General features: G+C 39.8%; 22 protein-coding genes. 8 read left to right on the forward strand and 14 right to left on the reverse strand.

The annotated features are described in order from the left end of the window. Nucleotides 1–26: 26 nt before the first annotated feature. The gene (locus ACOZ9X_RS18455) at nt 27–374 is read right to left on the reverse strand and encodes a flagellar basal body rod protein (RefSeq protein WP_423419464.1); all 348 of its coding nucleotides are present in this window, start codon (nt 372–374) and stop codon (nt 27–29) included. Nucleotides 375–639: 265 nt separating this feature from the next. On the opposite strand from ACOZ9X_RS18455, the gene ACOZ9X_RS18460 reads away from it, so the two are divergent. Beyond that, nucleotides 640–1,317 carry a carbonate dehydratase gene (locus ACOZ9X_RS18460; RefSeq protein WP_423419465.1) on the forward strand — a complete coding sequence of 226 codons (678 nt, stop codon included), beginning with the start codon at nt 640–642 and terminating at the stop codon, nt 1,315–1,317. A gap of 83 nt (nt 1,318–1,400) precedes the next feature. On the opposite strand, the gene ACOZ9X_RS18465 is transcribed toward ACOZ9X_RS18460, so the two are convergent. Continuing rightward, nucleotides 1,401–1,892, reverse strand: coding sequence for an NUDIX hydrolase (locus ACOZ9X_RS18465; protein ID WP_423419466.1), 492 nt, complete (start codon nt 1,890–1,892; stop codon nt 1,401–1,403). Nucleotides 1,893–2,007: 115 nt separating this feature from the next. Between ACOZ9X_RS18465 and ACOZ9X_RS18470 the strand changes: the two genes are divergently transcribed. Beyond that, nucleotides 2,008–2,484, forward strand: coding sequence for a glutathione peroxidase (locus ACOZ9X_RS18470; RefSeq protein ID WP_423419467.1), 477 nt, complete (start codon nt 2,008–2,010; stop codon nt 2,482–2,484). A 49-nt stretch (nt 2,485–2,533) separates the two neighbouring features. On the opposite strand, the gene ACOZ9X_RS18475 is transcribed toward ACOZ9X_RS18470, so the two are convergent. Continuing rightward, entirely contained in the window at nt 2,534–3,913 is a 1,380-nt protein-coding gene (locus ACOZ9X_RS18475) for a YjiH family protein (protein WP_423419468.1), read from the reverse strand. A 140-nt stretch (nt 3,914–4,053) separates the two neighbouring features. Continuing rightward, nucleotides 4,054–4,746, reverse strand: a complete 693-nt coding sequence (locus ACOZ9X_RS18480; protein WP_423419469.1) for a pseudouridine synthase — start codon at nt 4,744–4,746, stop codon at nt 4,054–4,056. Between the two features lie 221 nt (nt 4,747–4,967). Here ACOZ9X_RS18480 and ACOZ9X_RS18485 point away from each other — a divergent pair, with 221 nt between their 5' ends. Both ACOZ9X_RS18485 and ACOZ9X_RS18490 read left to right on the forward strand, forming a co-directional pair. Beyond that, complete coding sequence (locus ACOZ9X_RS18485; protein ID WP_423419470.1) at nt 4,968–6,119, forward strand: GNAT family N-acetyltransferase; 1,152 nt, start codon at nt 4,968–4,970, stop codon at nt 6,117–6,119. A 319-nt stretch (nt 6,120–6,438) separates the two neighbouring features. Further along, entirely contained in the window at nt 6,439–6,627 is a 189-nt protein-coding gene (locus tag ACOZ9X_RS18490) for a DUF4025 domain-containing protein (RefSeq protein ID WP_144696672.1), read from the forward strand. Nucleotides 6,628–6,662: 35 nt separating this feature from the next. Here the strand turns inward: ACOZ9X_RS18490 and ACOZ9X_RS18495 are convergent, their stop codons facing one another. From ACOZ9X_RS18495 to ACOZ9X_RS18510, 4 genes are all read right to left on the reverse strand, one after another. Continuing rightward, entirely contained in the window at nt 6,663–7,322 is a 660-nt protein-coding gene (locus ACOZ9X_RS18495) for a glycosyltransferase (RefSeq protein ID WP_423419471.1), read from the reverse strand. A gap of 111 nt (nt 7,323–7,433) precedes the next feature. After that, nucleotides 7,434–9,473, reverse strand: coding sequence for a catalase (locus ACOZ9X_RS18500; protein ID WP_423419472.1), 2,040 nt, complete (start codon nt 9,471–9,473; stop codon nt 7,434–7,436). A 374-nt stretch (nt 9,474–9,847) separates the two neighbouring features. Beyond that, complete coding sequence (locus ACOZ9X_RS18505; RefSeq protein WP_423419473.1) at nt 9,848–10,438, reverse strand: hypothetical protein; 591 nt, start codon at nt 10,436–10,438, stop codon at nt 9,848–9,850. 14 nt (nt 10,439–10,452) lie between these two features. Next, complete coding sequence (locus ACOZ9X_RS18510) at nt 10,453–11,640, reverse strand: ParM/StbA family protein (RefSeq protein ID WP_066399370.1); 1,188 nt, start codon at nt 11,638–11,640, stop codon at nt 10,453–10,455. 392 nt (nt 11,641–12,032) lie between these two features. On the opposite strand from ACOZ9X_RS18510, the gene ACOZ9X_RS18515 reads away from it, so the two are divergent. Beyond that, the gene (locus tag ACOZ9X_RS18515) at nt 12,033–13,598 is read left to right on the forward strand and encodes a glycosyl hydrolase family 28-related protein (protein WP_423419474.1); all 1,566 of its coding nucleotides are present in this window, start codon (nt 12,033–12,035) and stop codon (nt 13,596–13,598) included. 17 nt (nt 13,599–13,615) lie between these two features. On the opposite strand, the gene ACOZ9X_RS18520 is transcribed toward ACOZ9X_RS18515, so the two are convergent. The 3 genes from ACOZ9X_RS18520 to rlmN all read right to left on the reverse strand — a co-directional run bounded on the left by ACOZ9X_RS18520 (nt 13,616) and on the right by rlmN (nt 17,989). Next, nucleotides 13,616–14,155, reverse strand: coding sequence for a GNAT family N-acetyltransferase (locus tag ACOZ9X_RS18520; RefSeq protein WP_423419475.1), 540 nt, complete (start codon nt 14,153–14,155; stop codon nt 13,616–13,618). A gap of 13 nt (nt 14,156–14,168) precedes the next feature. Continuing rightward, nucleotides 14,169–16,121, reverse strand: a complete 1,953-nt coding sequence (locus ACOZ9X_RS18525; protein WP_423419476.1) for an endonuclease MutS2 — start codon at nt 16,119–16,121, stop codon at nt 14,169–14,171. 788 nt (nt 16,122–16,909) lie between these two features. Continuing rightward, nucleotides 16,910–17,989: a 23S rRNA (adenine(2503)-C(2))-methyltransferase RlmN gene (gene rlmN / locus ACOZ9X_RS18530; protein WP_423419477.1), complete on the reverse strand. Its 1,080-nt coding sequence runs from the start codon at nt 17,987–17,989 to the stop codon at nt 16,910–16,912. Nucleotides 17,990–18,312: 323 nt separating this feature from the next. Between rlmN and ACOZ9X_RS18535 the strand changes: the two genes are divergently transcribed. The 3 genes from ACOZ9X_RS18535 (at nt 18,313) to ACOZ9X_RS18545 (ending at nt 21,418) form a co-directional block, all read left to right on the forward strand. Beyond that, a complete protein-coding gene (locus ACOZ9X_RS18535) occupies nt 18,313–19,806 on the forward strand; it encodes a peptide MFS transporter (RefSeq protein WP_423419478.1) in 1,494 nt (497 codons plus the stop codon). A 637-nt stretch (nt 19,807–20,443) separates the two neighbouring features. Next, on the forward strand, nt 20,444–20,938 hold the full coding sequence (locus ACOZ9X_RS18540; protein WP_423419479.1) for a GNAT family N-acetyltransferase: 495 nt from the start codon (nt 20,444–20,446) through the stop codon (nt 20,936–20,938). A 240-nt stretch (nt 20,939–21,178) separates the two neighbouring features. Continuing rightward, nucleotides 21,179–21,418, forward strand: coding sequence for a hypothetical protein (locus tag ACOZ9X_RS18545; RefSeq protein WP_423419480.1), 240 nt, complete (start codon nt 21,179–21,181; stop codon nt 21,416–21,418). Between the two features lie 12 nt (nt 21,419–21,430). Here ACOZ9X_RS18545 and ACOZ9X_RS18550 read toward each other — a convergent pair whose 3' ends face one another. The 3 genes from ACOZ9X_RS18550 to ACOZ9X_RS18560 all read right to left on the reverse strand — a co-directional run bounded on the left by ACOZ9X_RS18550 (nt 21,431) and on the right by ACOZ9X_RS18560 (nt 23,944). Then, a complete protein-coding gene (locus ACOZ9X_RS18550) occupies nt 21,431–21,610 on the reverse strand; it encodes a hypothetical protein (protein WP_423419481.1) in 180 nt (59 codons plus the stop codon). Between the two features lie 108 nt (nt 21,611–21,718). Further along, on the reverse strand, nt 21,719–22,528 hold the full coding sequence (locus ACOZ9X_RS18555) for a MetQ/NlpA family ABC transporter substrate-binding protein (RefSeq protein ID WP_423419482.1): 810 nt from the start codon (nt 22,526–22,528) through the stop codon (nt 21,719–21,721). Nucleotides 22,529–22,552: 24 nt separating this feature from the next. Beyond that, on the reverse strand, nt 22,553–23,944 hold the full coding sequence (locus ACOZ9X_RS18560; protein ID WP_423419483.1) for an LLM class flavin-dependent oxidoreductase: 1,392 nt from the start codon (nt 23,942–23,944) through the stop codon (nt 22,553–22,555). Nucleotides 23,945–23,973: the final 29 nt, after the last annotated feature.

Here is a 23,973-nt window from a genome sequence, read left to right on the forward strand (position 1 = left end):
TGATTCGCTCCTTTTAACGTTTGTTTTTAGCTATTTTTAAGTTTTGCCCATTCTCTTTCAAAATTTGTGAAAGGATCATTACTGTTGTTCTCATCTAATACCGCTGATTGGTTCCATTTCTTATAGACAACGTAAAGAACATAGATCGCGACAGCGCCTAATATCGCAGGAAGGTTGCTAACAGCTACGCAAAGCCCAACTACTGATAGAGCACCCCACCAAAATTTCTTTCCTCCACTGTGTGCAGCCATCGCCTTCTTAAAGGCGTAATACATCACCGCTAGACCGATCCCAAGGCCAACCATCGGGCCAAGATTTGCGATCAAAACGATTGCTGCAATTCCTCCAACTACAAGCAAGCCTAATTTTTTCATATTGGCTTCCTCCTTTCGTATCTTTAGCTTACCTCCCTCAGCATTTTCTCAAAACCGGCCGTAGCTGTATCTTTAGATAAGCCTCAAGGCGTAGTGGGGTCTGACCCCACACAAATACAAAAAACCCACTTTGTACAAACGGGGTGGACACTGACATCTATTTGCACGGTACTATCACTTGAGACGAGTATGAATAACTAGACGGGTTTCCACATCTTGCTTTTCTGCATAGGCTGAAGAGATAAATTGTAAGGGGTGGATAGTTTTGAAACACAATGATTGCGGAGACGGCTTTCAACCTTTTGTTAGCCCTAATCCTAAGACAACTTTTAATCCAATTCAGATCGCACCAACCATTGATCAAAGTTCATTTTTAAGTCCATTTACAAGCGTAATAGGGGATGTAAGGATACAAGAGAACGTATATGTCGCACCACTGGTGAGTATTCGCGCAGATGAAGGGACTCCATTTTATATCGGCTGTGATACGAACCTTCAAGATGGCGTCATTCTTCATGGATTAACGAATCAGTTCGTCAAAGTTGATGGCAGAAAGTATTCCATTTATATCGATAATGAAGTCTCTGTCGCACATGGCGCTCTCGTTCACGGACCTTGTTTTATCGGAGAAAAAGTATTTGTAGGCTTTAAGGCGATCGTTTATAACGCTACGGTGGAGAAAGGGAGCTTTATTTCCTACAATGCAGTAGTAACGAACGGAGTGCGTATTCGGAAGAACCGATTCGTCCCGCCTGGGGCTTATATTGATTCTCAAAAGAAAGCCGATGCACTCCCCCGCGTCCCTACTGACGTAAAAGAGTTTGCACGCGGCGTACAGCTAGTGAATCAGGAGTTCCCAGCTGCTTATCATCTATTGTTCGGTGATTCTCGTTGTTCTTGTGGATTGGCTTACAACAATAACAGCAGTGAAGAATCGGATTAAAAACAGGAGTAAAACAAGGTAAGCGGCGTAAGGTTAAACACTTTAACCTCGCTACTTACCTTGTTTCTTTATTCTCGTATCTATTAAGGACGTGTATCCACTACAGGAGATTGATCTACTAAGAAATAATCTGGCTTAAAAGAACCCTCTTTTAGCTTTTCCTTCACCACATGGGGGTACAACTCATAATCATTTAACTTCTCCAACGGGACCCACTTAAAAACAAGTCGATCTGCTTCTAACACAGTAAATTCCTCACCATCATGAAGCGGCAACGGTTTTTTAGCTGTGATTTTAAAATATAATCCAACCTCGTGGATCTCTTTTTCTGCATATGTAAAAAAGTTTTCCACTGTCCATAAGAAACCATCAACCCTCACGTTCAGATCCAGTTCTTCTTTCATTTCACGCTTCAAACTTGTCTGCGCATCTTCCCCAAGTTTCACCCGTCCTCCAGGCAATGACCAATTTGTTTCCGCTTTTGCTCGATGCATAAGCACGCGACCTTCTTTAATCATTACGGCAGCCACACGGTAATTAAAAACTTGATGTTCCACATGAAACACTGCGTCCATTTTATATTTCCCCTTTCACGTTAGCTCCTTATTTTATCACTTCGAGCATTTTCAGTGAAAGCCGTTCCATTTACCGTTACACTTATAAAAAAACGAAAATAAGGAGTTTGAGAAAATGTCAGTATATGATTTTTCAGTTGAAACGATCAAAGGCGAGAAAACCAACCTAGACTCTTACAAAGGCGATGTGCTCTTAATTGTTAATACGGCAAGTAAATGCGGTTTTACCCCTCAATACAAAGGACTTCAATCTATTTATGAGAGCCATAAAGAGCAAGGATTATCCGTACTTGGATTTCCATGTAACCAATTTGGAGCGCAAGAACCTGGGTCAAGTGACGAGATTATGGAGTTCTGTGAGTTGAACTATGGTGTTAACTTTCCAATGTTCGCAAAAGTAGACGTAAACGGTGATGGAGCGCATCCTCTTTTTAAATATTTAGCGGCTGAAGCACCTGGCATCTTAGGATCTAAAGCAATCAAATGGAACTTTACCAAATTTTTAGTAGACCGAAACGGGCAAGTTGTAAAACGCTTCGCACCAACGGACAAGCCCGAAACCATTGAAAAACATATACAAGAACTTTTATAGCATCTAAAAAAAGCTGTTCAGAGAAACGACTCTCTGAACAGCTTTTGTTTTAAAACATAAGATGTGCCATTCCCACAACAATCGGAAGTGAGATGAATGTACGCAAGAAAAAGATAATAACTAGTTCTTTAAAGTTAACAGGAATCTTTGAAGCTAGCAGCAATCCGCCAACTTCAGACATATAGATCAATTGGATGACTGACATTGCCGCGATTACGAAACGAGTCAGTTCGCTCTCAATTCCTGCTCCTATGATAGAAGGAAGGAACATGTCTGCAAATCCGATTACAATCGTCTGTGCTGCATCTGATGCATATGGTACTTGCAGGAACTCTAAGATCGGTACAAAAGGTGCCCCCAAGTATGTGAAGAAAGGTGTGAACTCTGCTACCATCAGTGCGGATGTTCCGATTGCCATTACGATTGGAACAACACCCATCCACATATCAAGGACGTTCTGAAAACCTTCTCTTACTAGCGGTGCCGCTTTTTTATTTTGATCAGCGCGTTCAACCGCCTTTTTAAGACCAAATCTAAAAGGTGTCTCACCTTCTGGAATCACTTCATCTGCTACATTTTCTTTTGCGCCCTCATAATACGTATCAGGCTTTCTAGAAAGTGGCGGAATGCGTGGGATAATAATCGCACACACGAGCCCTGCTAATACGACCGTTAAATAATATGGAACGATCATGTGAGCCAGATCTACTTGAGCAAGAACAACAATTGCGAACGTAATGGATACAACAGAAAATGTTGTGCCGATTACAGCTGCCTCACGCTTTGTATAATAGCCCTCTTCATACTGCTTGTTTGTTAAAAGCACACCGATCGTTCCATCTCCAAGCCATGATGCTAAACAATCGATAGAAGAACGTCCAGGCAGTTTAAAAACAGGACGCATCACTTTTACGAGTAATGCCCCACAAAGTTCTAACAATCCGAAGTTGAATAACAGTGGTAAGAACAGTCCTGCAAATAAAAACACGGAAAACAATACAGGAATCAAATCAAATAGAAGAAGCTGTCCTGTATTTTCAGACCATACGGCTTCCGGTCCAAGCTTGAATAATGTCATCACAGCAAAAATTAATCCTACTAAACGAATCAACTGCCAAACGATATTTACGTTGAACAATGTATTTAGAAACGGTTGATTTACAACGGCTTTAGGTTTAAAAAAGAATGTGCCTAAAGAGCCTACGACCGTAATCGCTATAATAGCTGTCATGATTTTCGGAATATGTGCACCTATTCCATCCTGCAACATTCCTGCTAAAATCGCTACAGGAATGGTAATTTCCCCATCATATGAGATAGGAATCATAAATAAAAAGATACCAATCAATGAGGGTACTATAAATTTAATTAATCGACTAAAGCTCGTTTGTTTCATTTGATCATCAATCTGTTGTTTCGGTAAACCCATAATTTTATGCCTCTCTTTCTACGATGTAAAGCGCTTTCATACACTTTCCATTTCCAAGTATATGTTTATTCTACAATTTTCGCAATATTGTAAGAAATACAGAGTTTCTTATAAAATACTAGTTTTTCTTTCCTTTTTTACTAAATCTCTAAACCTTTCTTCAGCTCGCTCAGCTCGTCATGCCTTAAATACCGCCACTTTCCAGGTTCCAATGCATGAAGATGTATATTCATAATGCGTATACGCTCTAACTTCTCTACTTCATACCCTAGCGTTTTGCACATCCGCCGAATCTGCCGGTTCAATCCTTGCGTAAGCGTGATCCGAAAAACATATTTACTTACCCACTCTGTTTTCGCAGGTTTTGTTATGGCATCTAAAATGAAGACCCCTTGAGCCATTTTTTGAAGAAACAAATCAGTAACAGGTTGATCGACCGTCACTTCATATTCTTTCTCATGACCATAATCCGCCTGCGAAATCCGATTGGCTAACTCTCCGTCATTCGTTAATAAAATCAAACCTTGAGAACCTTTATCTAACCTACCAACGGCAAATACGCGCTCTGATAGATCGATATACTCTAGAATGTTTCCATCAATCTCAGGATTAGATGTGGTCGTGACTCCCACTGGTTTATTAAAAGCGAGGTAGACCGTTGACGTTTTTTGAGGAATGACTTTCCCATCGATAAGGACCGTATCCATATCCAGTACAAAACTATCTTTATTGGCGATCTCTCCATTTATGGAAATTCGGCCACTCTTCAATAACCGATCCGTCTCTCTTCTAGAACAAAAACCCGTTAAACTTATATACTTATGAATACGCATGCTCGTCCTCACTCCAACGTTGTGAATATGCACAACGATTTATAATTATAACTCCAAATGAATATAATTTCGATAGTTTTTATAAATATCCATTATTTTTCACTTCTCTATTCATACTACCATTTTTATTTAAAGCGTTTATTCATGCTTTTTTAGTGAAATCCTTTTCAACTCTCCCGCCGAACTTGTAGTATGGAGAAGTAAAGGGAGGTCGTTAAAAAATGGAACTCAGAGTATTATCAGAATCAGAATTCGAAAAATCCATTCAGCTTTCTCAATATGCTTTTCAGTACATCGTAAAAAAAGAAGATCTGCCGAAACGGTATGAAATGATGAAGAGACAGGAAATCTGGGGAGAGTTTGAAAACGAAGAACTTATTTCTAAGCTCCACATTCACTCTTTGGAGATCTCTATTGAAAATCAGCGTTTTCCCATGGGTGGAATCGCAGGTGTAGCTACTTGGCCAGAACATCGCCGAAAAGGCTCGGTCACCCGTCTATTACAACAAGCACTTTTAAAAATGAAGGAGAACGGTCAAAGCATCAGCTTGCTGCATCCTTTCAATATTCAATTCTATCGTCGTTTCGGCTGGGAGCTCACAGCCTCAGTGAACAAATATACACTCAATAAAAGTGATCTCGTGCGATATGAAGATGTCCCTGGTACCATTTCCAGGTTAACGGAGAAGGACGGAAATGAGTTACTAAATACGGTTTACGAGGGGTGGTTCCGTACATACAATCATCTGCTTGTTCGTACAGACTATTGGTGGAACAATCATGTGTTTACAGAAGGCTATAACCGTATCCTCTATAAAGATGAAAACGGAGAACCTAAGGGATACCTATGCTGCAAGGTCGCAGATAAATTGTTGGATGTTCAAGAGTTTGTCTATGTCAGCGATGACGCACGGCGTGCTCTATGGAATTTCATCTGTCAACACGATTCAATGGTAGACAAAGTGAAAATCATCGCACCATCTAATGATCAGCTTCCGTTTTTATTAAACAATCCACGGATCCACCAAGAGCAATATCCCTACTTCATGGCACGTATTGTGGATGTAGAAAGCTTTCTAAAGCAATATCCATTCAAGAACTTAGATGGTAGACTTACACTATCCATTACAGACGAAAAAGCAGAATGGAACAACGGTACGTTCACAATTGATGCAAATGGCATCACGATGGAATCAGAGACCGTATCAGACGCATTAGCTATGGATGTACAAACGCTAGCAGCAGCACTTCTAGGCTCACAAAAGCCCCAGTTTCTATTTTCATGCGGAAAGATCATAGGAAACCAAGAAGACGTAGAGCGATTTGAAGAAATCATTACAAATAAGCCCGCAACTTTCCTGGATTTCTTTTGATAGGTTACTGCTAAAAGTCAGTGGCTTATAGATGTTTTTTTTCATCTGTTGCAAGTTGTTTGTAGCGGAAGGTTGCTGACTCCTACGGGACGAGCGGGCAGGTGGAGACTCCTAATGGCGCAAAGCGGCAGGAGGCTCACCGTTCGCCCCGTGGAAAGCATGCAACCTGCAGCGGAAATCAACTACTTTCAAGGACCAATTCCAACCATAAGCCTTATCCATCATCGGATAAGGCTTATTTTAATTCAACATGTTTCAGGGAAAACTGAAAGGGAAAAGGATAAGTAGACCCTTTTTCTAAAATAGGAGGTAATCATTCATGAGCGACAAAACAGATAAACAAAAGCAATCCGAAGACATCGCAGAGAAAAACTTTGAACTCGATAAGAAAAACAAATCAAAGACAGATAAGGAATTAGAAACCGTTCACGAGCAGATTAACGATACATTCAATCAAGGTACAATTGATCAAAAAGAACAAAACAAAAAAGAAAAGAAGGATAAATAGCAAAAAAGCCTCTCACTCACTGAGAGGCTTTTTTCTTATGACGTTCTAAATGAGTCTGGAAACTGCTTCATGATGCCATTCGTTATTTCATCGGCAAACATCACCATATGATTCTTGTTCTTATCAAAGATCACAATCTCTCCAGCATAATCTTTTTTAAGCCTTGCAACAGCTTCATCACTGACATACTTTAAATGTGTGTAAAGCATTTCTTTTACTTGTTGCTCTGACCAGTTCGGGTTCGCTTTACTCATAAATTTGGCAATATCATCTGCGTTACGGTACCAGTCTTTATTGATGATCGCTGCTTTTGCCGTATCGCCATTTTTCACGGCATCCACTAGCTGTCCTGCGATTACAATGTGCTCTGTTAATAATTTTCCGAGTTCGTTCCCGGCTTGATCTCCATAATACGGCTTGATTGAGTTACCAATATCGGTTTGATTCTGCAATAGCCTCTTCAACACTGCTTCTTGATCTTTGGCACCTTCAGTAGCGCTCACAATGTAGCTTCTCGTCCAATACACATGGTCCTTCCACAGCTTTCTTTGCAAAGAATACAGATCAATCGCGTTTTGGTTAAAACACGGTCCTTGCACTCTTTGTTTCGGCTTTGCTTCTGCTGTTAATGATGAAGCAAAAAGCGGGAACGCTATGGCAAGCACCATAATCATCTTAATTATTTTTCTATACATATGAACTCTCCTTCATGTTAGGTTCATATGTAGTTTGTATCGTTGTCATCATTTCATTCCTTAGAAATAAAAAAAGAACAGTGAACACTTACGCCCACTGTTCTCTAATCCTTATACTTGACGGTTCCAATGGCGGTGAACGGAAATAGCTTCCGTAAAGTTCTGTACGAAATCGTCTTTTCCATCTCCACTAACAACACCAGGCTGTCCGGTCAGTTCTGCTTCATTCAGCCACTGCTGACCTTCATGCGTACCACCGATCGGTTTAAAGTGCGCGAAAGCTTCATTAACGAAGTGCAAAGCATTCTTCTTAAACGTAGCATCCTCACTACCACCTACCACATAGATCGCATCAAAGATAACAGAAGTTGCAGTCAAGAATGTATGCATGATCTCTAGTTCAGATCCGTCATCCGCTATGCGTTTGCCTAGCTTATCACTTATACATTCACCTTGAATGCCACTCTCTTTTAACGATTGCAGAATATCTGCTGCTTCACTGCTTACAGTCGATCCCACAATAACTCCCACTTTTCTTGTCTTCGGGCTTTTCACCGTATTTAGCTGGCTTAATGCTGGTGAAGATTTTGTAACCGTAGAACCTTCTCCTTGAGGAGGTACCGCATCGATCGCTTCTGCAAAAGCCGTCGCAAGCTCCAAGCTCACGTTGCCAAACATATCTACGACTTGCTGTTGTACGGATTTGCTCTTCACTTTACCCAGCTCAAAACTAAAAGCGTTCTTTAGATGCTGTTTTTCCGGCTCGCTCATACTGTTCCAGAAAAGAGTGGCTTGAGAGAAATGGTCTTTAAAGCTCTCACTTCTGCCTCTGATTTTTCTTCCGTCTACTTTTTCCTGATAATGAACATATCCGCCTTCTGCTTCAGGAGTAGGTGACGGCGTATTCGCTGCAAGTGAATTCTTGTGATAGCTCACTTGACCTCTGTTGATCGTATGTCTTGAAATTCCGTCACGCTGATTGTTATGAAACGGACAAACTGGTCGATTGATCGGAAGTTCATGGAAGTTTGGTCCTCCAAGACGAGAAAGTTGTGTATCTGTATAAGAGAACAAACGTCCTTGTAAAAGTGGGTCGTTTGAAAAGTCGATACCTGGTACGACGTGTCCTGGGTGGAATGCAACTTGCTCTGTTTCAGCAAAAACGTTATCCACGTTACGGTTCAACGTCATCTTGCCGACAAGTTTTACTGGCACATCTTCTTCTGGCCACAATTTCGTCGGATCTAAGATATCAAAATCAAAGTTAAATTCATCATCTTCCGCAATAATTTGAAGTCCTAGTTCATATTCAGGGTAATCCCCATTTTCGATCGATTCCCAAAGATCTCTTCGGTGGAAATCCGGATCTTTCCCTGAGATCTTTTGTGCTTCATCCCATACGAGAGAATATGTTCCTAAGACTGGCTTCCAGTGAAACTTCACAAAATGCGCTTTTCCTTCGTCATTCACAAGTCTGAACGTATGAACACCGAAACCTTCCATCATGCGAAAACTTCGTGGAATCGCTCGGTCTGACATCGCCCACATCACCATATGCGCGGACTCTTGATTATTGGCTACAAAATCCCAAAACGTATCATGTGCGCTTGCTGCTTGCGGCATCTCGTTATGCGGCTCAGGTTTTAACGCATGAACCAAGTCAGGAAACTTGATCGCATCTTGAATGAAGAAAACCGGGATGTTGTTTCCAACAAGATCGTAGTTTCCTTCCTCCGTATAAAACTTCGTTGCGAAACCGCGCGCATCACGCACCGTTTCAGCAGATCCACGTGAACCAGCTACTGTCGAAAAACGGACGAACGTTGGAGTTGTTTTAGAGGTATCATTTAAAAAATTTGCTTTCGTAAATTCTCCTAAAGACTCATATAATTCAAACTCTCCATGAGCTGCAAACCCACGAGCATGTACGATACGCTCTGGTATTCTTTCATGGTCAAAGTGAGTCATTTTTTCCCGAAAATGAAAATCTTCCATAAGTGTCGGACCACGTTCTCCCGCTTTTAGCGAGAATTCGTCTTCAGCAACTTTTAACCCTTGATTGGTCGTTAACTTTTTGCCTTTGTCATCTGCACGATACTGTTCCAGCTGTTCATTCTTGCTGTTGCCGTTCACTTTGTTCTGATCGCTCATATAACTAATCCTCTCCATTATGTATTTTCACATCATAAAGAGACCTTTCCCTACCTGTGTTGGAAACAAACTGATTTTTTATAAAAGTTCTACTCCTTCAAAGGGAGAATAGTTACTGTTTCGTGTACCGAAACAGAACGTTACATATACCTATATGGGTATTCAACTCGTTCAATCCAGAAGTTTTGGAACGCAATCCAGAAATTTCGGCTGTATATCCAGAAGATTAGTCGCTCAATCCAAAAGTTTTAACGGTTTATCCGCAAGTTTACAATCCTCGACAGTTTACGCCTCTCTCTTTCTCTCACATACCCTGCAGTATGCGACCTCATTTTAATAAAAAAACGCAGCTGAAGATTCAGCTGCGCTTTTGATTACTTATTCATATGTGCCAGGAAATCTCCAAGCAGATCTTCCATTTCCTGCTCCGGGCTTTGTGTTTCTTCTTTTTCTTCGGGCTCATCTCGCTTAGCACTGTTCCAATCGAATTGACTTAGATCATCATCGTCAAAACCATCGGTGGTTGTGTGTTCGGTCTCAACTGGATTTTCATACTGATCCAATGAATCCTCTTCACGCTGTACATCTTCCTGAAGATATAAAGCTTCGTCAATATCGGTTGCGTTGCTGTTTAAAGCCGCAAGTAAAGATGCTGTTCTTACAGGATTAGATATGAGCTGATACAAAATATTGCCTAACAAGGCCTCTGAATGTTCATGCTTCAACCAATCACGCTGCATCTTACTTAAATTTTTCGGCAACGGTATCGTAATCGTTTCTCGATCTCTTTGGATGTCTTGTCCAACACCTTGAAGGACATACTCTGAGATCTTACTCGAAAAATTGCGCCTCTCCGTCTCTTTCAGCTTTTGAAGCTGTTTGATGACGTGATCTGGGGTGTCAGAGGGGATACGAAAAGCAATCGTTTTACCTCTTGTAATCTCATTGGATGCTTTTTTGTCCATTTCATCACCCTTGTTTAAGCTTTAACGGCTTTTTTGTCTTTATCCTCGCTCTTTTTCTCTTTAGGCGCAGTTCTTCTTAAATGATCAGAGATCAGCTTATAATAAGCGTTTGCCATCATCCAGATGCTTTCTTTTTCATCTTCAAAAAAGTCGATGTTGTAGCCATCCAGGTTATTGTTTAGCGTCTTAATATAATCTTTAAGTACGGCAGATCCCCCACCTACAAAATAACAGATTTCCGTTTGCGAATTCTTTTGCCAAACGTTGCGAAGAAGACGGTATTGCTTTTTCGCTAGGTCTACTAAAATACGATCTGTAATGTCATGTACACTAGTCCGGCTACCACGAACCATGATGTGGTTGCGGTTCGTCTTTTTCGTAATGATATCTACTACATCACGTCGGCTGTCTAATTCCACGCCATGCTTAGAGCGGATTTCTTCTCTAATTTGTTCTAGCGCTTCAGAAACACCAAGGTTAAAGCCTTGAGCTTTATCATCATCAACGTTTCTATTCTTGATCACTGCGATATCTGTAGAAAGTCCGCCGATATCTTGAATAAGAATAGGCTTGTCGATCAGATCTTTATTCGTAATATTTAAATCGTTATCCATAACGAGGTTAATAAAAGCAGCAAAACCTTCTGGATACACTTTTACTTCTTCAAACTTTAAGTTTACTTTAATTCCTTGATACTTAGGTGTTACTAAGAATTCTACTTGGTGAACAGATCCTAGTAGTTTTGAACGGTAACCCGCGTCCTTACCTTCTTTTACTTCGCGTAGAGGAAGGCCTGTACCTAAAATATAGCTTGTATCAATCACATTGTTGTTTTTCGTAAATGTTTTAGCATTATCTTCATTTACAGCATCAAGAGCTAATGCAGCAAAAAGCATGATCAACGTTTGATCTTCTTCTGATTTACTGCTTCCTGGATCTAATTCAGTAGAGTTATCGCTCTTAGCAGCAAGCTGACCAACACGATAAATCACATTGTTTTCTTTTAGGGCAGGGGAGTGAACTCTAATATGTATGCCTTCTAAAGGATCTTTGCTGTCTAACTCCTCAATCCCAATAACAGGACGATCCTCAATATCTCTAGCAATTACGTTAGGGATGTTTAATTCATGTTCTAATGTACCGAAAATTCCTTTTAGTGAATCGTTACCTACATCAACTGCAGCAATTCTAGAATTACTCATGGGCGTACATCCTTTCTTTTTTCAAATCTTTATTTTGTTGCTATATAAATAGATTAGAGGGTTAATTGAAATTAAACAATGCCTAATTTTCTTTTTAATACATTTGTAAACACGCAAACATTTTCTGTAAACTTGTAAACATTGTTGTAAACAACTCACTTAACACAGGAAAAACCCTTACACATCAACAAGTAAACGGCTCTGCAAACTTGCAAACAAATAAGCAAACAATTGCAAACGCATTTGTAAACTTGCAAACATTTTTGTTTACACCCAAGGTTAGGTTGTCAAAATGGCTCTCCCCTACTCCTCTTTCATACTGATTATTATATTTTAGATAGGGAAATCATGAATTATAATCTAATTTATTGAAGGCCGAGGTGATCGTTTAAATGATTTCACTTAATAAACATCATGATCCACTTACTAATAAAAACTTGATTGCAAAATTGAGAAAAAAACATGCTCGAACAGAATCTATCGATGTAAATACTTCAGAGAATCTATTCAAAGACTCATTAAAAAAAGATAGGAAACGGAATAGAAATTCTTTAGAATGGTTCAAATATGCAACAAAAAGTTTGGTAATAAAGAAGGCTCGCTACAAAGACGTCGATACAACTGAATGGGATAAAGATGAACAAGAACATATCTATCCTAGGTGGATCTCGAAGTTAAATGAGCAGTACGAGATGCTTTATCGTTATATAAAAGAGGAAGTAAACGTTTTAGACTATGGAGCGATTGGTGACGGAATAACCGATAATACGGAGGCTTTTAAAAAAGCAATCGGCAAAGGAAGAGTCATAATACGTATTCCAGCAGGAAAATTCATAACAAAAGGCATCAAATTGCCTTCGTGGACGATTCTTTTAGGGGAAGGAAAAGGTGAAACGATTCTAAAACTGCATGACGATTGCCCTAAAGCAGAATGGCTGATTACGAACAGGAACCATTTTAAAGGTAATCGAAACATAGCTGTAAAAGGAATGACACTCGATTGGAACATAGAACGGCTAGATTCAGAAGAAAAAACAAGTGCAGGAAACAATCGATCGAGCTGTTTAACCTTCGCTAACGTCACTTATGGCTGGATGTTTGACATAGAAGCTGTTAATGCAGGGCTGCACGGGTTTGATGTGTCTTCTTCGCTATATACTTACCTCGGGGACGGTACTCGTTCAAGAGGAGGAAGTAAATACATCTGGTTAGACAATCTCAATGGCTATGGCTTTGGTGATGATGGCATTACTACACACCATAGCGAATATATCTTTATTTCGAATTCTCATATGAGTGATCCAAGCGGCAGGTCCCATAAAAAAGGATTTTCGAACTCTAATGGCATCGAAATCGATGACGGTTCTCATAATGTTTGGCTTCTGAACAACTCAACAGCACGCTGCTTTGGAGGTGTTGAGATTAAAGCACATCATAACGCTTCTGCCGCTTCGAACGTACACATCTATGGTCATTTATCTGTAAATGATAACCGATCCTACAATTTTCGTCACATCGGCCATCATAAGGATATAGATCCTGAATCGAAAACAGCTCACCATATCTCTGCAACTAATCTCTTTAGCATCGCGCCTATTTATACTGAGCTTTATAAAGATTCAACACCACGCGGCCTCGTGGTATCAGGATATAATCATGTTGTGATCAATGGTTTAACCGTTCTAGGCGATCGCACATATAACTATGAGGGTAATCCGGTGATTGCCATTCAATATCGCGCTCACAACGTCATTCTGAACGATGTTGTTGTAAAAGATTTTACCACCTCTGGACCGGCTGTAAAAGTGTACGGGGGACCTCATCGTCCCAATGATGTAACATTGAAAGGCATTCGCTGCGATCATTTTTTTACAAAAGCGATAGATATTGCTTCAGACATCGAGCAAGCACTCGCTGATGAGATCGTTATTGAAAAAGAGACATCTAGTACTACGTAGATGTCTCTTTCCCTTTGTTATAGCGCTTTTTCGAGTTGAATGTCTAAAGGTTCTCTTTTGAAGATACGCTCATTCACTTCTTCTGCTAGTGAACACCCTACAGCGCGATAAAACGATTGTGATTCAATAGACGGATGCGCTGCAATATAGAGTTTCTTACCACCTAGCCTCTTCGCTTCTTGGCAGCAAAGAGAAAAAAGCTTCTTCCCTATCCCCATACCCCGCACCTCATTTGAGACATGTAGGTAAGGTAGCTCTACATATTGCGCCTCGGAACCAAAGCATTCGCTTTCAACATTCGCAAACCCCACTAACTGCTTCTGTTTCCATGCTGTAGCAACTACTCCACCGCTGCTTACACATCTTCTTAACTCTTCAATGACCTGAACCTTCCTTTCCGGCGACCAGTCATCAATAAAATAATCATCCTTCACTTTGTATGATTTATCCTCTACATACCATACTTGTTTTGTTTCTTGATATCGGTTGAATTCTTTTAAGAAACCATCCGTTAGGTCAATAACGCCTACTACTTTACATGTGACAAGGTTCTTCATCTAGCTCCCTCACTTAATGATCTTCCCTCTCGATAGAAAGGCCTTCAATATGACGCTTTTTCATGGAATTGTTCTTTTTTCTATTTTCTTTTGATTCAAATACAATGTCCATATCATAATTGTCTGGATACAGCATTTTACTCTCAATATGAAGTTTTAAGCGCTTTTTGTGAATGATATGCTTACTTTCTCCAACCAATACACCTAGTTCTCCATGATCATTCTCTAGCTTGTAAACAATTCCTGCAGCTTTTAGACTTGAAACGAATACACGATCACCAATATGAAAAAATTCGCCTTGCTGCTCTTCCGTTTTTCGTGGTTTCTCCTGATGTTTTTTCACTTTCGACTGAGCTTTATCACGTAAGGTCTCAAGTTTTTCAAATTCATCTGTGGAAAACATAGAACCATCATCTTTATCCACATGTGGATAACTTTCTTTTCCTGTAATGAGTTGTGCACGGTGGATAATTTCATCGTCCATCCCCAATTTCTTTGCTATCGAGAAAGCCTGACTTTTCCCTGCTTTACCGATAATGAGAGAATACGTAGGCTGAAGCGTCTCAAGGTTAAAATCCATCGATCCGTTTTCAAATCCAGGTGTAACGGAAGCAAACTCTTTTATTTCACTATAATGAGTAGTTGCTAAAATCATACTTCCCTTGCTATACAATCTTTCGAGAATCGCAACGGCAAGTCCCATTCCTTCAGAAGGATCCGTTCCAGCACCTAGTTCGTCTAAAATGACCAAATCCTGTGGTCCTGCATCTTTTAAAATGGAAATGATCGTTGTCATATGGGAAGAAAACGTACTTAAAGATTGTTCGATACTTTGCCCGTCTCCGATATCAACAAAGACGTCTCTAAATACGGCAAATTCACTTCCTTCATCAACAGGTACATGTAGCCCTGTTTGAACCATTAGGGTCAATAAACCTACTGTTTTGATAGCAACCGTTTTTCCTCCCGTATTAGGTCCAGTGATGATGAGTGACTGATAGTTTATGCCAAGATTAAAATGCAGTGGTATACATTTTTCACCGATCAGAGGGTGTTTGCCGTTTACAATGTTTATTCTGTTCTCTTGATTTAACGATACTGATTTCGCATCTAGCGTTCTGCTATATTTTGCTTTTGCAAAGATAAAATCGTAATGGATCATCGCTTCAATCGTAATGTGCAATTCTCTCTCGTAACTCGCAACCATACCTGTTAGCACTCCTAGAATCATAGAGATCTCGATTTCCTCTTCTGCTCTAAGCATACTGATTTCGGTTTGAAGTTTACGAATATCATGAGGTTCAATATACACGGTAGCGCCACTTGAAGAACTATCGAGTACTTGACCGTCAATATTACGCTTGTATTTGCTCTTAACAGGAATAACATAACGGCCATCTCTCATGGAAACGATCTGATCTTGCAGCATATCACGGTAAACAGAGGACTTCATCATGTTATCAAGCTTGGATTTAATTCTTTCTTCGACAACGATAATCTTTTTTCTTACTTTTAACAAAGTTTTACTAGCATGGTCATCAACTCCACCGTTACGAATACAACGATAGATCTCCTCTTTTAAATCACTTAGGTCAAACATAGAGTACGCATAAGAAGATACGCCGGGTCCTACAGAAGTTTTGTCTCTCATGAATCGCTGCATCCGGCTCACGTTTTCTAAAAGTCCAAATATTAATGTGAGTTGTTCGGGAGATAGATTCAATCCTTTTTTAGGTATCTCTAAAACTTGCTCCAAACCGTTTAAATTAGCGATCGGAACACTAGCACTCTTCTCTAAAATGCGTTTTGCTTCCGTCGTATCGAGCATCCATGAATGAATCACAGACAGGTTTGAAGAAGGTTGTAGTTTTTCTATTTGTTCTTTTGTAGCTCTATTTAATGCAAAAGATGCAAGTTGTTCTTTAATTTTGTTATATTCAAGCATGTTTATGGTTTGTGTATTCAATGGAACTACCTCCAAAAATTTTTAATAGCAAAGACAAGTCACTTTAAAGAATTGTTTATTATCCCCTCCTCTTAACAGAGGCCAGGAACTGCCAATAAAAAAAGACAGAAATGAACATGTCATTTCTGCCTCATAGATAGACTTCACCCTAAAAATGCATAAAAAAATCGGCTCATAAGAAGAGTCCGAAGCATCATGGGATTAAGTATGATGGCTTGTATCTGACCGCTGTTCTTAACTATTGGTGGCAAACAAAAGACATAGCAAATAAACCGGACATGCCGTTTCATTTTTTCTTTTGTAAACCGATATCCAAATTGTTTTAGTTAAGAACGACAACGCTCACAAACACACCATCCCTTCCATTGAATTACCATTATCATATGTAATTGTTTTACAGTTGTCAACATAATAAAAAGAGACCAGTTGAAAAAACCGGTCTCTTTTCATTAGGCTGTTTTCGAATTCAATACTGCTTTTGAAATATATAATTGGACAGATTATTGGCTGAAATGGACAGATTATGTGGCCAATCGGACAGATTAATCTTCGAATCAGACAGATTACCATCACCATCAACAGAATTACCTCTACATAGGAGCAGTTTTAATGCGTAGACAGGCATATGGCTAGCGTGCAAACACCTCAAAGTGTGCTTACTGTCCACTTTTTGAGTTTTACTGTCCACTTTCGATGAAAAACTGGCCACTTCTACACATTTACTGTCTACCTCGCCATTTTTAATGTCCACTTCCATTCACCACACACTTTTAATCAACAGTCTTCCATTACGACGTAATCGATTGATCTTTATCCTTCTTAATCTGTTTACTTCTCAACTGACCGCAAGCCGCATCGATATCTGTACCGTGCTCTTGACGAATCTTACAATTGATTCCGTTTTTCTTTAACGTATCATAAAAAGCAAGGACAGATTCTTGGTCACTTCGTTGATACTGACTGTGCTCATCGACTGGGTTATATGGGATTAAGTTAATATACGTTTTTTTCTTTTTATCTTGGAAAAGAGCCGCAAGTTCTAATGCTTCTTCTACATGATCATTTACATCTTTTAATAAAATATATTCAATCGTAATCCTGCGATTCGTTTTCTCGATATAATAGTTGATCGCTTCCATCAGCTTTTCGACAGGAAAAGCTCGATTGATCTTCATGATTTTTGTACGCAGTTCATTGTTCGGTGCGTGAAGGGATAATGCTAGATTTACTGGGATGTTCACATCAGCAAACTCATACATTTTATTTACGATCCCGCTTGTTGAGACAGTGATATGCCTTGATCCGATCGCTAACCCTTTTTGATCGATCATGATTTTTAGAAAATCTATCATGTTCTCAAAGTTATCGAAAGGTTCACCAATTCCCATTACAACGATATGACTTACCTTTTCTCCCTCACCGGCCGCGTCTAAATGATGCTGAACGTTCATGATCTGCTCCACAATTTCCCCACTCGATAGATCACGAGTTTTGGTTAACAAACCACTCGCGCAGAAACTGCATCCGATGTTGCAACCGACTTGTGTGGTTACACATACCGATAAACCGTATTTATGTCTCATCAGTACGGTTTCGATCAAGTTGCCATCATTTAATTTGAAAAGAAATTTTACCGTCCCGTCTGAAGCTTCCTGCTTAACGTGCTCCTGAAGCGTTTGAATGGTAAAGTTTTCGGCTAATAATTCAATACAATCTGCTTTGATATCGACCATTTCCGAAAACGTGGTTACTCGCTCTCTATATAAATAGTTCCATACTTGTGAAGCGCGATATGGTTTATACCCATGCTTCCCAAGCCATGATGTAAGTTGTTCAATCGTTAATCCATAAATGGAATCTTTGTTCATGTAAAAAGACCTCTTTTCACTACCTTTAAACTTATTCTTCTATAGTACTAAAAATTTCACTATGTACACAATGGTTGAACCCGTTTCCCAACACCTTACAATTTTTTTATTATTTTGAGCATACTACGTAAGTAAATTTTCACACTTCTTTTATACACTTTTTATACCCTCTTTATGCATAGATATAAGCCATTATGCCCATATAGGTTGTAATTTCCATTTACGTATGCATAAGAACCTGTAATAATAGATAAGCCGAAAACTTTTGACAATAATAAATATTTCAAAGTATTATATTTAATGTACTAAGAGGAGGTTGTCATATGTCAGACATCAATAGACAGAAAATTGTGGATAGTGTCCCGCAAAAAGGCTTCTTTGGACACCCTAAAGGATTATTCACACTTTTCTTCACAGAGTTTTGGGAGCGCTTTTCCTACTACGGAATGCGTGCAATCCTTATTTACTACATGTACTATGAAGTTTCAAAAGGTGGTCTAGGTTTAGAAGAGTCCACTGCACTCGCAATCATGTCCATTTATGGTTCACTCGTATATATGTCCGGTGTAATCGGTGGTTGGTTAGCAGACAGAGTTTTTGGTACATCTAAAGCGTTATTCTATGGTGGTATTTTGATCATGATTGGTCATATCGTCCTAGCTGTATTACCAGGCGATCTGACTATGCTGTTTATTTCCATGGTCTTTATCGTAATCGGTACAGGTTTACTTAAACCGAACGTATCCAGTGTTGTAGGTGATATCTATGCTCCTGGCGACACTCGTCGCGATGCAGGATTCAGTATCTTCTACATGGGGATCAACCTTGGTGCATTCTTATCACCACTAATCGTTGGGGAAGTTGCTAAAAAGAGCTTCCACTTAGGTTTCGGTATCGCAGCAGTTGGTATGTTATTAGGACTAATCGTATTTGCTGTAACAAAGAAAAAGAATCTTGGGCTTGCAGGTACGTATGTGCCTAATCCATTAACTCCAGCTGAGAAGAAGAAAGTATCAATCATCGTTAGTATTTCTGCAGTTGTACTAGCTGTTGTCTTAGGTACAACAATTCCAGCAGGTATTTTCACACTTGAAGTTTTCATTACATTAGTTGGTATTTTTGGTATCGCGATCCCTACTATCTATTTCGTGGTTATGTACCGTAGTCCAAAAACAACGTCAGACGAGCGTTCACGTATTATCGCGTACATCCCGCTATTCATCGCAGCTGTTATGTTCTGGGCGATTCAAGAACAAGGTTCAACGATTCTTGCAGCTTATGCGGACAAGCGTACAGATTTAACATTTGCAGGACTTGAGATTTCACCAGCTTGGTTCCAATCTCTAAATCCTTTATTCATCATCACACTTGCTCCACTATTCGCATGGATGTGGGTGAAACTTGGTACACGTCAACCGTCAGTACCTAAGAAGTTTGCACTAAGCTTGTTATTTGCTGGATTATCTTTCTTAGTTATTCTTCTTCCTGCTTACTTTGGCGGAGAAGATTCACTAGTAAGTCCGTTATGGTTAGTGCTTAGTTACTTTATCGTTGTTATCGGTGAGCTTCTATTGTCTCCAGTAGGACTTTCTGCAACAACGAAGCTTGCTCCAGCAGCGTTCTCTGCACAAACAATGAGCTTATGGTTCTTAGCAAGTGCAGCTGCACAAGCGATCAACGCACAAATCGTTAAGTTCTATTCTGCAGAAACAGAAATGATGTACTTTGGTACGATCGGTGGAGCTGCGATTGTGTTATCACTTATCCTATTTGTCATCTCACCTAAGATTCAAGAGAAGATGAAAGGTATTCGTTAATCAAAATGTAAAACCACTGATGTGATGGTCCTCCATTATGTCAGTGGTTTTTTTTGTGCTGAGAAGTAGTTGATCTCCGTTTCAGGGACATGCTTTCCAGGGGACGTGCGGATTAATCATTTGCCTACAAGCAATGCTACCGACGTAAGCTTTATCGTCGCTTGACTTGCAATTGTAAAATGGATTTTTTTAGCATCCATTTTTAAGAATCGTCCAAACCATTGAGACAAGCTTGCGTAAGATAGAGTAGAGAAGAAAACAAGAGTGATTGTTCTTTTTCTCAACAGTTCGCTTATAGAAAGGGGGGTCTATAGTGAGCTTAATCGGTAGCCTATTAGGATTTAAGAAAAGAAAAAAAGGTAAAAAAAGACCTGAAGTAGCATAAGCAGGTTGAAAGCCGGGGATCTTCCCCGGCTTTTATATGTTTTTAAAACATTCTTTTACATAGCGCCTTTTTCATTAGAACTAGGACGGTATCCAGACCCTTTCAAGGACAAGCACATATAGTACAAGCAAGGGGGATTTTTAATAAAATAATAGTTATGTTCGATGTAACCTAAGTGTTTCTATAAGTGAATCATCTTCTATTTATTTCTTTTTATCTTCCCTTCGTAAAGTAATATAAGGGGGAATATATTTGTATATTCGCAAACGGGTTCCTGGTAAGGACGATCCTTTTTTAGTAGATATGGTAGTAAGTAATTTTCAAGTACGGAAAAACGTGATTGAAATGATTATAAACATGGCCAACGAGGTCATGATTGTCTGTGACAGCAATGATACGATCATTGGTTTTGTATGTTATCGATTCAGAATCGGGCCAACCATTTTTGTGGATTATGTTGTGTTAGATACAAAACATCAAGGCAAGGGCATCGCCACCTCATTTCTTCCCGTATTTGAGAGTCACCTTATGAAACAAGGAATTCGCAATGTATTTGGTACGGTTGATGAAGAAAATACGGATGCTCTAAAGACTTTCCAACATTGGGGCTTTAAAGTACACGGACAGCTAGGTTCTAGCATCGTTATCCAAAAAGAGCTTACTTCGTCTAATTCTTTCTCAGCGCCGACTGGTGTTCGTACGAATTCAAGCGTAAGAAAGCTCGCTACTCCTCCATCACTTCGCTAATTGATGGAATCATTTAAAGCAGATCTTCTATGTGAGGTCTGCTTTTTGTATTTCTATGAGTTTTATTTTATTGATGCTCTTACTCCAATCAAAGATTCAAGTAGAAAAAGTTTGAAAGCACAAATTTCAAACGAGTATTTCTATCGTAAAGTGAATTTTTCATTTCACCTTCTATTGCAAGTTGATTGAAGCGGAAGGTTGCCGACTCCTATGGGACGAGCGGTCAGGTGGAGACTCCTAATGGCACGTAGTGGCAGGAGGCTCACCGTTCGCCCCATGGAAAGCGAGCAACATGGAGCGGAAATCAACTACTGTCAAAGTCCCCCGTGGAAAGCGAGTATCTGGAAAGGAAATCAATACTTCCGAAAGCATCCTTTAAAAAAGTCCCATAAAAAAAGAAAATTAAAAAGCCCTCTCATGATTTGCAGAAAAACACAAATCAAAAAGTCGGCTTTTAACGTTTATAATAAGCATGAATAAGTCTTATTGTTCTTACAGATCTAAGAGATTTTGCTGGCGTCTTGTCTTCTTCGATCCATTCACCTGATTGTTGTTTGGATTGAAGATTTCTTCAATGTATCTTTGATTCCAATCACTCGTAAAATCTTTATCAGAACAGATACAGCCACTTAGATCATATCGGAAAAGGCCACAGTGCGGGCAGTTACTCATATTAATCCCCCCTTGAGTCAACATAACCTATTCTATGAGACTTTAAGAGAGTTGGTAACGGCATTCGTACAGCTTTTCCAAGACATGAGATGCATATTTTTCATCACATTATTTGTTCATCCAATCTGGCTTATGAAACTCTTCAAAATCACTTTGAATGACTTTTTTGAATGAGTCTGACTCTACTGCCGCTTTAAGATCTTTTGCGAGCTGCGAGTTCTTATCTTTGTCTAGCACGACAATTCGATTGATGATCTCTTCTGGAAGTTTATCTTTTACAAGTGCATCCTTTAAATCTAGACCTGAAGATAGAGCAAAGTTTCCGTTAACCGCCGCTAAATCTACGGAGTCGAGCGTTCTTGGCGTTTGTGCAGCTTCAACGGGCTGAAACTTCAAGTTCTTCGGATTTTTCGTGACATCTTTTTCTGAGACTTTTAACGGATTTGCCGAAGAATCGATCTCAATTAGTCCATTGTCTCTCAAAACGGTAAGTCCTCTTGCTAAATTTGTAGGGTCATTGGCTAGTGAAACTGTGCTTCCAGGTTTGATCTCATCTAATGACTTGAACTTTTTAGAATAGATGCCGATTGGTGCAGTTGGTACCGTAACAACTGAAGCTAGTTTCATATCATTCTCTTCTGAAAAAGCATCCATGTACACTTTATGCTGAAACAAATTCGCATTTAATGAACCGCTCTTTAAAGAGATGTTCGGCTGTACATAGTCATTGAATTCTTTCACTTCAACGCTGTATCCTTTTTTCTCTAGATAGGGCTTTACGCCTTTTTCTAGCATGTCGCTGTAAGGGACGGTTGCTCCGAGCGTGATCTTCTTACTTTCTTTCTCACCCGAAGCGCCACACCCTGCTAAAACGCCGATTAATAAAGCTGCTGTTAAAAATATATTAAAACGTTTCATATGTTTTCTCTCCTCACTCACTCTTTATTTACTTTCCGTTAGCACCGGTCTATATCTAGCTGCAGGATGATCGTTAGGCAGCAAAGGTTGCCCGGGCGAGAATAATTTTTCACGAAGCGTGCCACTGTTGTACTCTTTTTTATATAATCCTCTTTCTTGAAGAACAGGTACAACAAGCTCCACGAAAGCTTCTAAATCTCCTGGTGTAACTAGGTGATTCAGGTTGAAACCGTCCACGCCTGACTCTTCAAACTGCTTTTGAATTCCATCGGCTACCTCTTCCGGATCGCCGACTATAAAACTACCTCTATCAGGTGACTCAAAGCGATTCAATACTTCTCCCACCGTTAACGGTTTAGGAGCATCAGTAGTGAGCGTAGCAGCCTTATAATGTCCGCCTTCTGTTGATTTGTTGTACGAGAATGGAAGTTCCGGATCTAAGTCTTCATATTCCGCAATATCATAACCGCTTGCGCCATATTGAGCTTTCGCAGCATCTGCACTCCACACACTTGCATACTCTTTAAATTTTTCCTCCGCCTCCTCAGTCGTTCTCCCCACCACCACGTTTAAAAAAGAGAAGATTCTAAGGTTTTCAGGATTTCGTCCGTGTTTGATAGCGCGTTTACGAATATCGTCCGCATAAAAACGAATTCTCTCAGGTGTTGGACCACCTACAAAAATACATTCAGCATGCTTTGCCGCAAAGTCTCGTCCTCTCTCAGACGTTCCCGCTTGATAGATAACAGGTGTCCGCTGCACAGAAGGCTCGCTTAAGTGAGGTCCTTCCACGCTAAAATATTGTCCTTCATGGTTGATCTCATGAACTTTTTCAGAATCAACCAGTTTATTGTTCTCAACGTCTTCTACAACGGCTCCATCTTCCCAACTGCTCTCCCAAAGCTTATATGAAACATCCAGGTATTCATCTGCGATGTTGTATCGTTCATCGTGCTTGATCATATTCTGCAGTCCAAAATTTCTCGCCGCATTTGGCAGATATGAAGTAACTACATTCCAAGCGATTCGCCCATTCGTTAGATGATCTAGCGTAGAAAAGCGGCGTGCGTTGCCAAACGGCTGTTCATAGGTTGTGCTTACCGTCACGGCAAAAGATAGGTTCTTTGTTACGCTCGCCATAGCCGATACTAGTAATGCTGAATCGTTTAAAGGAACTTGAAGACCATCTTGAATAGAAGGTGCCTTGCTTTGTCTATAAACGTCATAAACGCCCAATACATCTGCAAAGAACACCGCGTCAAACTTCCCTCTTTCTAAAAGCTTCGCATACTCGATCCAATAATTTAGATCCTTGTAACTTCTTTGTCTCTTGTTCTCCGGGTGTTTCCAAAGACCATGAGAATTGTGCATAGCACTTGTCATCTCGAACGCGTTTAACAAAATTTCTTTACCCAAAATGATTTCCTCCATCCGAATTTTTTGTA

It is taken from the genome of Fictibacillus nanhaiensis (assembly GCF_049537595.1).
GTDB classification, from domain to species: domain Bacteria; phylum Bacillota; class Bacilli; order Bacillales; family Fictibacillaceae; genus Fictibacillus; species Fictibacillus nanhaiensis_F.